Here is a 15890-nt window from a genome sequence, read left to right on the forward strand (position 1 = left end):
GTCGCGTGTCGACGGCGCGTATCGCCCGCAAAGCCTCCAAAAGAAAGCGGCGGTGCGCGATCGGAAATCAGGACAATGGTGTCTTCAAAAGCAATATTGGCGGGCTCGAGCCTCGCCGCACTCACGCTGTTCTATCCCGGCGGCAGCGCCATGGCGCAGACGACGGCTCCCACCACGACGCTGCCGAGCGTCGAAGTCGATGCGCCCAAGCAGACCCAGGCGCCGCGCCGCCCCAAGGTTCGCGTCGCCGTTGCCAAGCGGCGTGCGACAACGCAGGCACGGCCACAGACCGAGGCTCCCGCCGCCGTCGAGGGCCAGAGCGACCGGTTCGACGCTGCGCGCCAAAGCGTGCTTCCGCCCGGCGGGGCCACGACCCACACGCTCAATCACCAGGCGATCGAGGCGCTGCCGCAGGGCAGCAATGCCTCGCTGGACAAGGTGCTGCTGCAATTCCCCGGCGTCACCCAGGATTCGGCGGCGAGCGGCGATCTGCACGTCCGCAACGAGCACGCCAATCTTCAGTATCGCATCAACGGCGTCATGCTTCCCGACGGCGTCGGCGCATTCGGGCAGATTCTCGACACCGGCATCATCGGCAGCCTCAGTCTGCTCACCGGTGCGCTGCCGGCGCAGTACGGCCAGCGAACCGCCGGCGTGCTGGACATCCAGACCAAGGCCGACGCCTTCAACAATACGGGCGTCGTCGGCGTCTATGGCGGCAGCCACGGCACCATCTCGACCAACGTGGAATATGGCGGGACCGCCGGGCAGACGCAGTATTTCCTGTCGGGACGCTTTCTCCAGAACAATCTCGGCATCGAGAACCCGACCCCGTCGGTCAATGCGATCCACGACCGCACCAACCAGGAGAAGGGATTTCTCTATCTCTCGACGATGATCGATCCGACCAGCCGCCTCACCTTCATGAGCGGCGTGTCGAATGCGACGTTCCAGATCCCGAACAATCCCGGCCAGACGCCGGGTTTCACCGCCTTCGGCGTGTCGGATTTCGACTCGTCCCGGCTCAACGAGCACCAGAACGAGTTCAACCAGTTCAACGTCGTCTCCTACCAGACTTCGGACGGTGAGTTCGATACCCAGACCTCCTACTTCAACCGCTACAGCCAGCTGCACTTCTACCCCGACCCGATCGGCGATCTCGTCTTCAACGGCGTCTCCTCGGACGTCTATCGCCAGAGCGTGGTCAACGGCATCCAGCAGGACACCGCCTGGCGCATCGGCTACGCGCACACGCTGCGGTTCGGCCTGTCGGTGAGCGCTGAGCGAACGCTGGTCAACAGCGGAACGACGGTGCTGCCGCTGGCCGATCCCGCGGACCCGACGGCGGGCACGATCGACGCTCCGTTCTCGGTGTTCGATTCCAGCGCCAAGACCGGCTGGCTGATCGGGACCTACGTCCAGGACGAATGGAAGATCACCAACAATCTGACCCTGAACGCCGGCCTGCGCTTCGACCAGATGTATCAATTTGTCGATGCCAACCAGCTCAGCCCGCGCGTCAGCCTGACCTGGAAGCCGTTCGACGGCACGACCTTCCACGCCGGCTACGCGCGCAACTTCACCCCGCCCTCGCAGGTGATCGCGACACCGGTCAATCTCGCGCTGGTGACCCCGCCCGGCGCGCCCGCCAACACGCAGACGCCGGAGGTCGGGCAGAACAGCCCGGTGCTGCCGGAGCGGTCGCACGTGTTCGATGTCGGCGTCGTTCAGAAGATCTATCCGATCCCCGGTCTCGAGGTCGGCGCCGACGCCTACTACAAGAAGGCGCGGGACCTGCTCGACGATGGCCAGTTCGGCGCGGCCTATGTGCTCAGCGGCTTCAACTACGATCGCGGCGAGAACGTCGGCGTCGAGCTGAAGTCGACCTATCGCAACGGCAATTTCAGCGCCTACGCCAATCTTGCCTGGGCCAAGCAGATCGCGACCAGCGTCGTCTCGAACCAGTATCTGTTCGGCGCGGACGAGCTTGCCTACATCTCGGGCCATTACATCTACACTGACCACGCCCAGATGCTGTCGGGATCGGCCGGCGCCTCCTATCTCTGGGAGGGGACGCGCTACAGCGTGTCGATGATCTATGGCAGCGGCCTGCGCTCGGGCTTTGCCAACACCGATCACCTGCCCGGCTACACGCAGGTCAATTTCGGCCTGTCGCACGACTTCAACATCGTCGCGCCGAACAAGCCGACGACGGTGCGCTTCGACGTGGTCAATGCGTTCGACACGATCTACCAGATCCGCGACGGCTCCGGCATCGGCGTGTTCGCCCCGCAATACGGACCGCGGCGCGGCTTCTATGTCGGCATGTCGCAGCGGTTCTAGCTGCGCGGCTTGCTGCGTCGGGGCCTTCGGGCCCCGACGCAGCACAATCCGGCTCACCTGCGATAGGCGACGCAGTCGATTTCGACCTTGCAATCCACCACCATGCTCGACACCACGCAGGCCCGCGCCGGTGGATTGGCGCCGAAATATTCGGCGAAGACCTTGTTGAAGCTTTGAAAGTCTCTGGGATCGTCGAGCCAGACGCCGCAACGCACGACATCTTTGGGCTCGTAACCGGCCTCGGTCAGGATGGCGAGCAGGTTGCGGATCGCCTTGTGCGATTGGGGAATGATGCCGCCCTCGATCACCTCGCCGTTCTCCATCGGCGTCTGCCCCGAAACGTAAAGCCAGCCGTCGGCCTCGACCGCGCGGGCAAAAGGAAGGTGCTGGCCGCCGGTACCGGTGCCGCCGGCCGCGCCGTATCGTTTCAGCGTCATTGGTCTCGTCCTGTCTGTGGTGATGATGTCTGCAGGGCCGTCATCCGGCGATCAGGGCCCGGCCCGGCCGCGCGAAGGTGCTGCGTCCGTCTGCGACCACGGCCTCGCCTGCGACGAATACAGAACGGATGCCTGCGGGCATTTCCGTCGGCGTCTCGAACGTCGCCTTGTCCATGATGGTCTCATCGAACAAAGTGAGATCCGCGATCATGCCCGGCCGCAGGATGCCGCGATCGGACAGGCCGAACCGCTGGGCGGGCATCGCCGTCATTCGCCGTACGGCATCCTCCAACGTGAGCCAGCCTTGCTCGCGCGTCAGGCGGCCGGCGACGCGCGGGAAGCTGCCATAGGCGCGCGGATGCGGCTTGGTGCCTGGGCGCGGAATGCCGTCGGAGCCGACCATGTGCAGGCGATGGGTGAAGGCGGCGCGCAAATCGGCCTCATCGAGCTGGAACATGATGATGCCGGTCTGGCCCTGGTCCTCCTCGATGCACCGAACCATGAGATCGAACGGCGAGATGCCGAGCTCGCGCGCGGCATCGACCATCGACTTGCCCTCGAGCGGCTTCAGCGCGGGATTGCCGGTGCCGGAGATACGCACATTGTGCCAGCCGATCAGCACGATCTTGGACTGTGCGGCATGCGGATCGGGATCGCCCTCCTCTACCAGCACGCGCAACGCCTCGCGCTTCGCCGGATCGCGCAGCCGCGCGCGCAGCGCGTCGATGCCGCCTTCGAGCGCCGCCGGCGGCAACAGTTGCAGCATGTAGGAGCTGCCGGCGGGATACGGATACATGTCGAACGAGATATCGATCCCCTCTGCGCGCGCGGCCTCGAGCCGGTCGAGCGCCTTGGGGATCGCGCCCCAGTTCGGCTTTCCCGCCGATTGCAGATGCGACAGCAGCCCCGCGGCTCCGGAGGCGCGCAGGATCGCGATGAACTCGTCGATGGAATTCAGCAGGCCCGCTTCGTAGCTGCGGATATGGGCGGTGAGCAGCTTACCGTGCGCGCGCACCGTCTCCGCCAGCGCGCACAGTTCATGGGTGTCGGCATAGGCGCTCGGCGGATAGACGAGACCGAGCGACAGGCCGGCAGCGCCTTGCCTGAGTTGCTGGGCGAGCAGCGCCTGCATCGCCGCGATCTCCTGCGCCGTCGCCGCGCGGCGGTCGTAACCGAGCACCGCGAGCCGGATCGCGGCATGTCCGACCAGCGAGACGAGGTTGAGCGCCACGCCTGGCCCTTCCAGCGCCAGCCGGTAGCCGTCGAAACTGTCGAAGACTTCGTTCGAGCGGGTTTCGCCGGCGAGACCCGAGAAGTGCAGGCGCAGCATCTCGGCGGAGCCTGCGGTCGCCGGATAGAGCGAGAAGCAGCAATTGCCGACCACGAGCGTGGTCACGCCCTGCAACGCCTTCTCGGGCCTGTCAGGCTCGCGCAGGCAGATCAGGTCGTCATGGCAATGGGCGTCGATGAAACCCGGCGCGAGATAGCATCCGCGCGCGTCGATGATGTCGGCCTCCTCCGCCGGCAGCGAGGCGCCGATCGCCGCGATGCGGCTGCCGCTGATGCGCAGGTCGGCCTCGAACCACGGCGCGCCGGTGCCGTCGATCAGCCGGGCATTGCGGATGAGAGTGTCCCTGGCTCTGCTTTGGCTTGTTCCTTGGGGCATGGCCCTCTCCTCAGTGGACCGGCACGGCGTCCGGCGGCGGTGCCTCGGCGAAATCGGGAATCGATTCGATCCGCCCCAGCACCACGACATAGAAGAAGATGCCGATCAGCAGCACCACGCCGGCGATCATGAAGGCGCCGGCAAACGATTGAGTCCAGTCGACGACTATACCAGTCACGATCGGTGCGAGCACGCCCATCATGTTGTTGGTGAAATTGAGAATGCCGCCGACCGTTCCTGCCCCGCCCTTCGGCGCGATCAGCGACACGATCGAGGACCCCACGGGCGCCGCGGCCGACAATCCCGAGATCGCGATCGACAGCCACAGCAGCGCCCAGCCCGGCTTCACGGTGAAGGCGGCGCCGATGACGGCAAGCCCCATCAGCATGCCGACGATGATCACCGACTGGCGCACCCGCGTGCTGTCGTAACCACGGGCGATCAAATGATCCACCAGGAACCCGCCGATCAGGAGGTCCGACAGCGTCGCAAAAATCCAGGGAATCGTCGAATAGCCCGCGGCCGACATCAGATTCATATGCATGGTCTGCGCGAGATAGCCCGGCAACCAGGTCAGGAAGAGATAGAAGGTGTAGCCATAAGCGGAGAACCCGATGGTCAGTCCCCAGACCTTGCGGTTGCGCAAGAGGTAGCCGAGCATGCGGCTCTGCCCTGCCGTGGCCGGGCCTTCCGGCGTGCCGCCGCCGGCGACGATGTAGTCATGCTCCGTCTTGGACAGCTTCGGATCCTCGCTCGGATTCCGATAGATGAGGTAGTAGGCGACGAAATACAGAAAGCTCAGCAGCGCGGTGACGCCAAAACCCCAGCGCCAGCCGTAGAGAAAGATCACATAGGCGACCAGCGGCACGCCGATCACGTTGGAGAATTTGGCGGCGGAATCGAAGATCGCAGTCGAGCGCGCGCGCTCATCGAGCGGAAACCAGTGGCCGGTCGCCTTCTGGCTGGCCGGAAAGGCCGGTGCTTCCGCGACGCCGAGCAACAGGCGCGCGCCGGCGATTCCCCAAAGTCCGCTGGCGAGCGCGGTGATGGTGGCGGCGACCGCCCAGAGGAAGCTGCTGGCACGGCCGACCATGGTGACGCCGAAGCGGTCGAGCACCATGCCGCCGGGAACTTGCAGCAGCGAATAGGTCCAGAAGAACGCGCTGCCGAGCAGCCCGATATCGGTGGCGGTGAGGCCAAGCTCCCTGGTGAGCTCGGGCGTCGCGGCGGACAGCCCGACGCGATCGATGTAGTTGATGAGAATTCCGACGCCGAGCAGACAACCGATCAGCCAGCGTCGCCCGGGTACCTGTTGTCTTGCATTTGCCATTTCGAATCCTCGCCTGGAACGCAGGGTCGCGCCTCTCACGCCTGCTGCTACATTGTCTCTTATAATGGACAATGTTATCTTATAGCGTTACGTTAGATATTGCAGCGGCATGATGTCAAGAGTGGACACGCGGGGCCGCGACGGCCCGATGCCAGTGCATCGGCCGTGGCGCTGCCGGTCGACTGGGTTCAGTGGCGATCCGAGAGTTCGGTTGCGGTGGCGACGAGGTCGTCGAGCAGCGCGGTCTTACGCTCCTTCACCGAATCCGCGGGAACGACGAAGCAGAGCGTCGCGACCGCGACACCCTTCTTGTCGCGGATGGGGGCGGCAAGACACGACGTAAACCGATCGGACAGCGCCGTCGTCACGCATTTGCCGTCACGTCTCGCGCGTGCGACGTCCTTGATGAAATCGTCGATATCGAGGACGCGGCCGTCCGGCAGGCGAAAATCCTCTTTCGGAACGAACGCGCGAATCTCTACCGGGCTCATGTGATCCAGCAGCAACCTGCCGGATGCAGTCCACGGTAGCGGCACCTCGATGCCGACATCCGTCGTGATCCGGAACAGGCCCGACCCGTCCCGCGTATCGACCACCACATATTTGCGGCCACGCAGCGCGCAGAGTTGCGCGGTGGCACTATGCTGGGTCGCCAGCCGGTCGAGGGCTTCGCGGCATCGGCGATGCAGGGGATTGGCCTCCGCATAGGCCCGCCCGTAGAGATGCACCGCCTTGCCGAAATAGACCTGACCGCCCTCGCCGACGCTCTCCAGCAGGTCCGCCTCGATCAGGCGGTTGGCGATGGCATAGACCGTCGAGCGCGGCGCGCCCATTTGCTTGGCGAGGTCGCTGAGCCTGGAGGGCGCGCGCAAATGCAGCAGCGCTTCCAGGAGATCGATGGTCCGATCAATCCCATTCTGGCGTTCCGCGGGCGAGGTGCCCTTCTTGGATGCGGCCAAACTTCACATGTCCTTCGTCAGCTTCGCGGCCTGCTGTTCTTGGCATAAACCGCGCTGACGGTATAGCGGTGTCCGGCTTTCCGCGTTCAGAATAACGCCCCAGAGCTATTTGCCGGGCACCGGCGAGCCCTGCATATAGCGAACGGGGTTTTCAGGATCCGCTTTGAAGATGCCGGCAACTTCCGCGACGAGGGTCGATACGGCATCCTGATCGAGATCCTCGAACCGCTCGAAACTGAAGTTGTTGCCCCCCATCCGCAGTTCGCCGAGCTCTCCCGCATAACGGGAGACGATCGGCGCACCTTGCCTGGTAACCGCCACGTACACGCTGATGTAGTTCTTTTGAAGCGCAACACCGATCACCGGCCACTCCGTGCTTTTTCCCGACTTGACGGCGTAGCGAAACTTGCCGTAGCCGATCATCTTCATGCGCATTCCCGCCTCTCCCGCGGCAGTTCCTCGGTGGAAATAGCGCTTGAGGGTCGGCGCAACCGAGACGACCAGCTTGTGCAGTTCGGTCAGATCTCGCCTTCGCTGCGGATCGAAATCGAGGTAGGCCTGCAATGTGTCGGCTGTCACCCGGAACATGTGAGCCTACCCGCGCGCCTTGCTCCAGTCGGGAGCGATCTTGCCCGAGACGCCTTCGAAGGCGCCGTCGGCGAGCTCGAACACCAGGACGCGGGCGGCATCGACCGGGCCCGGCATGGTCACGCGTCCCTTGGGGACGAGCTTGAAGCCGACGCGGCTGTAATAGGGCTCGTCGCCGACCAGCAGCACGAGGCGATGGCCTTTGTCCCTGGCGTCCTTCAGCGCCCGCTCCATCAGCATGCGGCCGATGCCGCGGCTGCGAAACGGCGGCTCGACGGTGAGCGGCCCGAGCAGCAGCGCCGGCGTCTCACCGATCGTGATAGGCAATTGCCGGACGGAGCCGACCAGCAGCGTGCCGATGCGGGCGGTGAAGGAGACGTCGAGCAGATGGTCGACGTGCTCGCGGATGCGGTAGGCGCTGAGCACGAAGCGGCCGGGGCCGAAGGTGCGCTCGTGCAGCCGCTCGATCGCCTGGGCGTCGCCCGCAGCTTCGGGACTGATGGTGATTGAGAGATCGTTCATGTTGTTTCGCGGAGTAGCATCTGGACGTTCGGCAGTCCATGGCAGCGCCCGACTTCAGTTCCTTTTCGGCGCCGGCTGGGACAGATAGGCCAGCATCTTCATCTCCCGCCGTCCCCGCGTCACGGTATCGAGCACGAGGCCCGACGAGACCGACAGCAGCGCCATGATCGTCAATCCCATCGACAGCACGGCGGTCGGCAGGCGCGGCACGAGGCCGGTTTCGATGAATGTGACGACGATCGGAATCGCAAAGATGATCGCGGCCAGCGCCAGCAGGATCCCGATGACGGTGAAGAAGCGCAGCGGCCGCTCCGAGCGGTACAGCTTCAGAATGGTACCGAGAATGCGAAAGCCGTCGCGCCAGGTGTTGAGCTTCGAAAACGAACCTTCCGGGCGCGCGTAATAGGGTGTCTCGACCTCGGCAACCGGCAGCGACAGCTCCAGCGCGTAGACCGCGAGCTCGGTCTCGATCTCGAAGCCATCAGACAGCACGGGGAACGATTTGACGAAGCGCCGCGAGAACACTCGGTACCCGGACAGGATATCCTTGAACTCCTGTCCAAAGGTCGAGGACAGGAAGCCGGTCAGCATGCGGTTGCCGGTGCGATGGCCGAGACGGTAGGCGGCCTGCGACTGGTCGATGCGAAAGCCCACCACCATGTCGAGATGTTCGTCGAGCAGCTTGTCGATCATGGGCGGCGCGCTCGGCGCATCGTAGGTGGCGTCGCCGTCGACCAGCACGTAGATGTCGGCCTCGACATCGGCGAACATGCGACGCACCACGTGGCCCTTGCCCTGCCGCCGCTCGCTGCGCACGATCGCGCCGGCCTCGTGCGCGACGGCAGCGGTGCGGTCGCGCGAATTGTTGTCGTAGACATAGATTTCCGCCGCGGGCAGCGCCTTGCGGAAGTCGGCGACGACAGTCGCGACCGCCGCCTCCTCATTGTAGCAGGGCACCAGCACGGCGATGCGGGATTGAGCGGATGTCATCGCGGCAGCGCTCCCAGACTGGCCGGCTCGCGCCGGACCGATGCAGCCTCGCGCGCCTCGGCTGGCTGAAGCAGCCGGGCAAACGACAGCGTCCACAGCGACAACATCGCAATCGGCACGACGTAGTACGGTGTGAAAATCGGATGGCTCAGGAAGAAGCCGAGATTGACGGCGAGGTTGCCGGCAACGACGAAGGCAGCCTGCTGCACATGCCCCTCGCGAGACCACAACAGCGAGAGCGTCGCGCCGATCGCAAGCACGATCAGCACGATCTGCATGTCGCGCAAATACTGACCGAAAACCGCAAGATCGAACGCTGGCGCGACCAGATCGGCGCTGCCATAGGTCGTCGACAGCGCACTGCCGGCGTTGATGGCCTGGGCGGCCAGCGTCGGCGCCATGCCGACGAGCACGCCGGCTCCGAAGGCGAGGCCCTGCACGAACGTTGCAAGCGAGCGCGTCCACAGGAAGGGAATGCCGAGGAAGAGGAAATAGCCGGCCGCGAGCAAGGCATTCGGCAGCCTGAAATTCACGGATGCGCCGAGCAGGAGACCGATCAGCGCAATCAGTAAGACACTGCGCTTGCCCCTGGCCAGCCACAGCGCTGTCAGCAAGCCCGCGACCGCGCACAGCGCCATGGTCGGCGCGACCGAATAGCTCGCTTTCGCCGGATTGATCATGAGATAGACGGCAAGCGCGCCGAACACGCCAGCGCCGAGGACCGACGGCAGGCTCCGCGCCATGGCAATGCCTGATAGCGCGAGGCCGCACACGATCAGGCTCGCCGCAATGTAGAGCGGCACGACCTGATGGCCTTGCGGAAACAGCGCCAGCAGAAAGCCGGTGCCCGGCGGATATTGCAACACGACCTTGCCGCCCGGCATCGGATTGTGGCAGGGCCAGCGGATCGGATCCTTCCATTCGGCGAAGGCAATGTCCTTCAGCTTGCCTTCGAAATAGCGGTCGTCGTCCCTGACCGCGTTGGTGTTGAGCCCACCGGCGCCGAAGCGCTGGAACAGATGCGCCTGCCGGAGATAGCAGATGTCGTCATAGACCCCGCGCGCCTCGCTCCAGCGCGACATTGTCGCAATGTTGCTGGCGAGGATCGCGAGGCAGATCAAGCCGAAGGCGAGTTTTGCGGCTTTCATCAGGTTTCCGTGGCGCCCATTCGGACTGGTACTAGCATAGCCCGCCCTCAGCGCCACGTCGCAATCACGGGCCTGCCGTGAAGCACTTCCGCGATCCGCAGCCGCGTGCCGGGGGTCGCCTCCTCCGGCAGCGCGGCGGTGTCGAAGAAGCCGCATTCGATGATCTCGTGGTTGGGCGCCGGCAACCTGTCCTGCCGGAAATGCCTGACGACATAGACCGCGACATGGTCGCGGCGGGAGATGTGGCTGTTGAGGAAGACGCCGTGCAGCACGGCCTCCCCGGTGAGGTCGATATCGCCCTCCTCCTTGAGCTCGCGGCGCATCGCCTGCTCCATGGTCTCGCCATAGTCGACGCCGCCGCCCGGCAGATACCAGCCCGAGACGTAGCTGTGCTTGACCAGAAACACCTTGTTGTCGGCATCGAGCACCACGGCGCGGACGCCGAGCGTCATACCGCGGACCAGCAGGAAATAGGCGTGGAAGACACGCCGCAGCAGCGGCTCGAATCTGCGTCGGATCTTGTCCAGGCGTTCCCCCATCAGGCTCTCCTGAAGCGCCCTTTCAAGCGTCCCTTGCACGTTGCCGGCGACCTTGCCATTACAGCGTGCGAATAGCGAGGCAACCGCGCGCCATGGCACCTTTCACGCTCGCCCATCTGTCCGACCCGCATCTGCCGCCGCTGCCGAAGCCGCGGCTGATCGAGCTCGCCGGCAAGCGCGCGCTCGGCTACGTCAACTGGACGCGCAACCGTCACAACTACCACCGCCGCGAGGTGCTCGATGCATTGGTCGCCGACATCAAGGCGCAGACGCCCGACCACATCGCGGTCACAGGCGATCTCGTCAATCTGGCGATGGAGGCGGAGTTCGCGCCGGCGCGCGCCTGGCTCGACGGGGTCGGGCCGCCCGATCGCGTCACCACGATTCCCGGCAATCACGACGCCTATGTCCGCGCCACGCGCCATCGCTTCGGCGAGACCTTTGCGCCCTATCTTGCAGACGACGACGGCAACACCGGCTTTCCCGGTGTGCGCCGGCGCGGGCCGGCTGCGCTGATCAGCCTCTCCAGCGCCGTGCCGACGCCGCCCTTGATGGCGACGGGCACGCTCGGGCACGATCAGCTCGCCGCACTCGAACGGGTGCTCGATCAGCTCGCGGCCGAGGATGTCTTCCGCGTGCTGCTGGTGCATCACCCCCTGAAGTCCAGCGCATGGCAGAAGCGGCTGACGGATTCCGCGGCGCTGCTGGCGCTGCTCAAGCGCCACGGCGTCGAGCTGATCCTGCACGGGCACGACCACATCCATTCGACGATGTGGTTCGCTGGTCGGAACGGCAACATTCCCGCGATCGGCGTGCCGTCGGCCTCGGCGCTCGCGCACGGGCGACATCCGGCGGCGGCCTACAATCTGTTCGCGATCGAGAAGGACAATGCCGGCTGGCACTGCGAGCAGATCGTGCGAAGCATCGATCATGACCTGCAGGTGCGAGAGATCACGCGCGCGCGGGTGGTTTAGCCTTGCCGTCATTGCGAGCGAAGCGAAGCAATCCAGACTGCTTCCTCGGAGACAGCCTGGATTGCTTCGTCGCTTCGCTCCTCGCAATGACGAAATCTCACCAGCTCCGCAGCGCCGCGAGCACGGCGACGCCGAACAGCGCGGCGGCACCGAGGATGAAGCCGAACACGAACGGCCAGAAGCGCGAGCGGCGGGGCGGCTCCGCGACCTCCGGCTTCGGCTCGGGCAGCACCACCATCGCGCGCTCGCGCTCGATCATGCGGCGGGCGACGTAGTCGGTCACGGCGTCAACGATCACCGCAGTGTCGTGCGATTCGGCGAGCACGATGCGGCCGAAGCGGCTGTCCTGGACGAAGCGGTACAGCCGCTTGTCGCGCCCCATCATGATGTGCGCGACGACGTCGATCCAGAGCCGCGGCGTATCGCCCTGGCTGATGCCGCGGTCGAACAAATCGATCTGATCCGGAACCTGGGCGAACAGCGGGTCGAGCGCGTCGTTGAGGATCTCGAGCCGCGCCACCTCGGCATCCCTGAGATCGACGACGACGCCGGTCCGGTCGGCGGCCTCGATCCGCGCGCGCAGCAGCGCATCGCGCAGCCGCACCGGGCGCGGCTGGCTGGGATGGGTCCCGCTGGTCTCGGGCTCTGACATTGTCGGCCTGGTCCTCGACTTTCCACCATTAACCTATCAGCAACCAAAGCGCCCGCAAAGGGCCTATCATTCCAGATACTTACGACACCCACAGGCCGTTGATGTGTGCCAAAAGCAGACGATCCCACCCGGCTTGCGCCGGATGGGACCCTCCGTCCTTGGACGTCTTCTTATTTGTCAGGCAGCCGTCAGGCCGAGACCCGCGACGGCTCTTCCACGATCGAGAAACGGACGCCGGCCTTGTGGCGGTTCTCTTCCGAAACCGAACGCCAGGCGTCTTCGGCTTCCTTGCGGGTCTTGAACGGACCCTGCACCTGGGCCGAGCCTTCGACGAGCTTGTGGAAGTTCATCGAGCCGAACTCGCCGCCGATCACCCAGAAATTGCTGCCTTTGGTCATTGTCAGTCTCCTGTTGCGTGGCGTTAGCCGAACTGGTTCATCGTGTTGTGGGCTCCGCCCGCCTTCAGGGCAGCTTCACCTGCGAAGTACTCCTTGTGGTCGTCGCCGATATCGGAGCCGGCCATGTTCTGGTGCTTGGCGCAGGCGATGCCCTGGCGGATCTCCTGGCGCTGCACGTTCTTGACGTAGCCGAGCATGCCCTGCTCGCCGAAATACTCGCGTGCGAGGTTGTCGGTGGACAGCGCGGCCGTGTGATAGGTCGGCAGCGTGATCAGGTGATGGAAGATGCCCGCGCGCTTGGCCGAATCCGCCTGGAAGGTGCGGATGCGCTCGTCGGCTTCAATCGCCAGCGGCGTATCGTCGTATTCCGGCTTCATCAGCTCGGCGCGGTTATACTTCGAGACATCCTTGCCGGCTTCCTTCATCGCGTCGTAGACCTGCCAGCGGAAGTTGAGCGTCCAGTTGAACGAGGGCGAGTTGTTGTAGGCGAGCTTCGCGTTCGGAACGACCTTGCGGATGCGGTCGACCATCTTGGCGATCTGCTCGATATGCGGCTTCTCGGTCTCGATCCAGAGCAGGTCGGCGCCGTTCTGCAGCGAGGTGATGCTGTCGAGCACGCAGCGATCTTCGCCCGTGCCGGGGCGGAACTGGTAGAGGTTCGAGGGCAGCCGCTTCGGACGCATCATCTTGCCGTTGCGGTTGATGATGACGTCGCCGTTGCGGGCGTTCTGCGCCGTCACTTCCTCGCAGTCGAGGAAGCTGTTGTAGAGGTCGCCGAGGTCACCGGGCTTGTGGCTGACGGCGATCTGCTGCGTCAGGCCGGCGCCGAGCGAGTCGGTGCGGGTCACGACGACGCCGTCTTCGATGCCGAGCTCGAGGAACGCGTGGCGGCAGGCGCGGATCTTCGCCAGGAAGACCTCGTGCGGCACGGTGACCTTGCCGTCCTGGTGACCGCACTGCTTCTCGTCGGAGACCTGGTTCTCGATCTGCAGCGCGCAGGCGCCCGCTTCGATCATCTTCTTGGCGAGCAGATAGGTCGCCTCGGCGTTGCCGAAGCCGGCGTCGATGTCGGCGATGACGGGCACGACATGGGTCTGGAAGTTGTCGACCTTCTCGATCAGCTCCTTCTCGCGGGCCTTGTCGCCTTCCTTGCGCGCCTTGTCGAGCGCGCGGAAGATGTCGTTGAGCTCGCGGGAGTCCGCCTGACGCAGGAAGGTGTAGAGCTCCTCGATCAAGGCCGGCACCGAGGTCTTCTCGTGCATCGACTGGTCGGGCAGCGGTCCGAACTCGGAGCGCAGCGCCGCGATCATCCAGCCGGACAGATAGAGGTAGCGGCGATCGGTCTTGCCACCGAAGTGCTTCTTGATCGAGATCAGCTTCTGCTGGGCGATGAAGCCATGCCAGCAGCCCAGCGACTGGGTGTACTTGGTCGGATCGGCGTCATAGGCCGCCATGTCGGCCCGCATCAGCGCCGCGGTGTAGCGGGCGATGTCCAGGCCGGTCTTGAAGCGGTTCTGGATGCGCATGCGCGCGACGGCCTCGGCCGACACCCCATTCCAGGTCGGCTTGGTCTCGAGGAGCGCCTGGGCCGACTCGATCTCGCTCTGATACGAGGCCGGGCGCTGGAGCGCGTTGATGCCACGGGGCTGGTAGTTCATGTGTGTGCTCTCTCTCGACAGTTTTGACAGTGCATTGCGAAACGCGTGACACGAGCTAAACGCGAGAAAGAGAAATTCGTATAGAGGCCTTGTATTCGAATGATGATGTCATGTAACATAAGAACATGTAGTAGATGTTATTTTGTAAATTTTGTAAAGAATACAGGTCAGTGAGACTGCCCTTAGTGCCTCTGGAGATGTAAGAAATGCCCGCCGCATCCGGGAAAAAGCTGTTCGTCGGTCCGCGCTTCCGGCGGATCCGGCAGCAATTGGGACTGTCCCAAACCCAGATCGCCGAGGGGCTCGGGATCTCGCCGAGCTATGTCAATCTGATCGAGCGGAACCAGCGCCCGGTGACGGCGCAGATCCTGCTGCGGCTGGCCGAAACCTACGACCTCGATCTGCGCGACCTCGCCACCGCCGACGAGGACCGCTTCTTCGCCGAGCTCAACGAGGTCTTCTCCGATCCGCTGTTCCGCCAGATCGAGGTCCCCAAGCAGGAGCTGCGCGACCTCGCCGAGCTCTGTCCCGGCGTGACGCACGCGCTGCAGCGGCTCTACGCGGCCTATACCGAGGCACGCCAGGGCGAGACGCTGGCGGCAGCGCAAATGGCCGACCGCGATGTCGGCACGCGCTACGAGGCCAATCCGGTCGAGCGCGTGCGCGAGCTGATCGAGGCCAACCGCAATTATTTCCCGGAGCTCGAGCAGGCCGCGGAGAACCTTCGCGACGAGTTGAATGTGCCGGCCGAAGGGCTCTATGCCGCACTCGCCGCACGCCTGCGCGAAAAGCATTCGATCCAGACCCGCATCATGCCGGTCGACGTGATGCGCGAAACGCTCCGCCGTTTCGACCGTCACCGCCGTCAGCTCCTGATCTCGGAGCTGGTCGACCCTCCGGGTCGCGCCTTCCAGCTCGCCTTCCAGCTTGGCCTCGGCGAATGCACGCAAGCCCTGGAGACCATCATCGGCCGCGCCGGCCCGCTCGACGATACGCCGCGCCGGTTGTTCCGCATCACGCTCGCCAACTACTTTGCAGCGGCCGTGATGATGCCCTACCCGGCCTTCCTCGCGGCGGCCGAAGCCCTCAACTACGACATCCACGTGCTGGCGCAGCGCTTCAATTCCGGCTTCGAACAGGTCTGCCATCGCCTCACCACGCTGCAACGGCCGAACGCGCGTGGCATTCCGTTCTTCCTGCTGCGCGTCGACAATGCCGGCAACGTGTCGAAGCGCTTTTCCTCCGGCACGTTCCCGTTCTCGAAATTCGGCGGCACCTGTCCGCTGTGGAACGTGCACTCGACCTTCGACACGCCCGACCGCCTGCTGAAGCAGGTGATCGAGCTCTCCGACGGCACGCGGTATTTCTCGATCGCCCAGATGGTGCGCCGGCCCGTCGCGCCGCACCCGCAGCCGCAACCGCGCTTCGCCATCGGCCTCGGCTGCGAGATCCGCCACGCCGCGCGCCTGACTTACGCCGCCGGCATCGACCTGGAGAAGACGGAAGGCACGCCGATCGGCGTCAACTGCCGGCTCTGCGAGCGCGAAAACTGCGCCCAGCGCGCCGAGCCGCCGATCACACGCACGCTGATCCTGGACGAGACCACGCGACGGGTGAGCTCGTTCGCGTTCTCGAATGCAAGGGAGTTGTGACCCCTCTCCGTTGTCATGCTCCGCGAAAGCGGGG

Annotated in this window: 15 protein-coding genes; 3 read left to right on the forward strand and 12 right to left on the reverse strand. The window is 64.8% G+C overall.

All coding sequences use genetic code 11. The features are described 5' to 3' along the window. Nucleotides 1-75 precede the first annotated feature (75 nt). Nucleotides 76-2343, forward strand: a complete 2268-nt coding sequence (locus ABID59_RS22635; RefSeq protein ID WP_354084832.1) for a TonB-dependent receptor — start codon at nt 76-78, stop codon at nt 2341-2343. Between the two features lie 53 nt (nt 2344-2396). Here ABID59_RS22635 and ABID59_RS22640 read toward each other — a convergent pair whose 3' ends face one another. The 9 genes from ABID59_RS22640 to ABID59_RS22680 all read right to left on the reverse strand — a co-directional run bounded on the left by ABID59_RS22640 (nt 2397) and on the right by ABID59_RS22680 (nt 10522). Then, on the reverse strand, nt 2397-2780 hold the full coding sequence (locus ABID59_RS22640) for a RidA family protein (RefSeq protein ID WP_148755621.1): 384 nt from the start codon (nt 2778-2780) through the stop codon (nt 2397-2399). Between the two features lie 40 nt (nt 2781-2820). Continuing rightward, complete coding sequence (locus tag ABID59_RS22645) at nt 2821-4446, reverse strand: N-acyl-D-amino-acid deacylase family protein (RefSeq protein ID WP_354084833.1); 1626 nt, start codon at nt 4444-4446, stop codon at nt 2821-2823. Nucleotides 4447-4456: 10 nt separating this feature from the next. Next, nucleotides 4457-5776 (reverse strand): MFS transporter, encoded by a 1320-nt coding sequence (locus tag ABID59_RS22650; RefSeq protein WP_354084834.1) that lies wholly within the window; start codon nt 5774-5776, stop codon nt 4457-4459. A gap of 188 nt (nt 5777-5964) precedes the next feature. Beyond that, the gene (locus tag ABID59_RS22655) at nt 5965-6735 is read right to left on the reverse strand and encodes an IclR family transcriptional regulator (RefSeq protein ID WP_354084835.1); all 771 of its coding nucleotides are present in this window, start codon (nt 6733-6735) and stop codon (nt 5965-5967) included. Between the two features lie 105 nt (nt 6736-6840). Next, a complete protein-coding gene (locus ABID59_RS22660) occupies nt 6841-7323 on the reverse strand; it encodes a hypothetical protein (protein WP_354084836.1) in 483 nt (160 codons plus the stop codon). A 6-nt stretch (nt 7324-7329) separates the two neighbouring features. Then, entirely contained in the window at nt 7330-7845 is a 516-nt protein-coding gene (locus ABID59_RS22665) for a GNAT family N-acetyltransferase (protein ID WP_354084837.1), read from the reverse strand. 54 nt (nt 7846-7899) lie between these two features. Continuing rightward, complete coding sequence (locus ABID59_RS22670; protein ID WP_354084838.1) at nt 7900-8835, reverse strand: glycosyltransferase family 2 protein; 936 nt, start codon at nt 8833-8835, stop codon at nt 7900-7902. Further along, nucleotides 8832-9983, reverse strand: coding sequence for a hypothetical protein (locus ABID59_RS22675; RefSeq protein WP_354084839.1), 1152 nt, complete (start codon nt 9981-9983; stop codon nt 8832-8834). Before ABID59_RS22675 ends, ABID59_RS22670 begins: the two co-directional genes overlap by 4 nt. 47 nt (nt 9984-10030) lie before the next feature. Next, on the reverse strand, nt 10031-10522 hold the full coding sequence (locus tag ABID59_RS22680; protein WP_354033714.1) for an NUDIX domain-containing protein: 492 nt from the start codon (nt 10520-10522) through the stop codon (nt 10031-10033). A gap of 92 nt (nt 10523-10614) precedes the next feature. Here ABID59_RS22680 and ABID59_RS22685 point away from each other — a divergent pair, with 92 nt between their 5' ends. Beyond that, nucleotides 10615-11496, forward strand: a complete 882-nt coding sequence (locus ABID59_RS22685; protein WP_354084840.1) for a metallophosphoesterase family protein — start codon at nt 10615-10617, stop codon at nt 11494-11496. Between the two features lie 97 nt (nt 11497-11593). Here the strand turns inward: ABID59_RS22685 and ABID59_RS22690 are convergent, their stop codons facing one another. From ABID59_RS22690 to ABID59_RS22700, 3 genes are all read right to left on the reverse strand, one after another. Beyond that, nucleotides 11594-12148 carry a hypothetical protein gene (locus tag ABID59_RS22690; protein WP_354084841.1) on the reverse strand — a complete coding sequence of 185 codons (555 nt, stop codon included), beginning with the start codon at nt 12146-12148 and terminating at the stop codon, nt 11594-11596. Between the two features lie 188 nt (nt 12149-12336). Further along, entirely contained in the window at nt 12337-12546 is a 210-nt protein-coding gene (locus ABID59_RS22695; RefSeq protein ID WP_008137787.1) for a DUF4170 domain-containing protein, read from the reverse strand. A gap of 23 nt (nt 12547-12569) precedes the next feature. Beyond that, on the reverse strand, nt 12570-14204 hold the full coding sequence (locus tag ABID59_RS22700) for an isocitrate lyase (RefSeq protein ID WP_354084842.1): 1635 nt from the start codon (nt 14202-14204) through the stop codon (nt 12570-12572). Nucleotides 14205-14410: 206 nt separating this feature from the next. On the opposite strand from ABID59_RS22700, the gene ABID59_RS22705 reads away from it, so the two are divergent. Then, nucleotides 14411-15856, forward strand: coding sequence for a helix-turn-helix domain-containing protein (locus ABID59_RS22705; protein ID WP_354084843.1), 1446 nt, complete (start codon nt 14411-14413; stop codon nt 15854-15856). Nucleotides 15857-15890 lie beyond the last annotated feature (34 nt).

The sequence above is a fragment of the Bradyrhizobium sp. S3.3.6 genome, assembly GCF_040546905.1.
GTDB classification, from domain to species: domain Bacteria; phylum Pseudomonadota; class Alphaproteobacteria; order Rhizobiales; family Xanthobacteraceae; genus Bradyrhizobium; species Bradyrhizobium cytisi.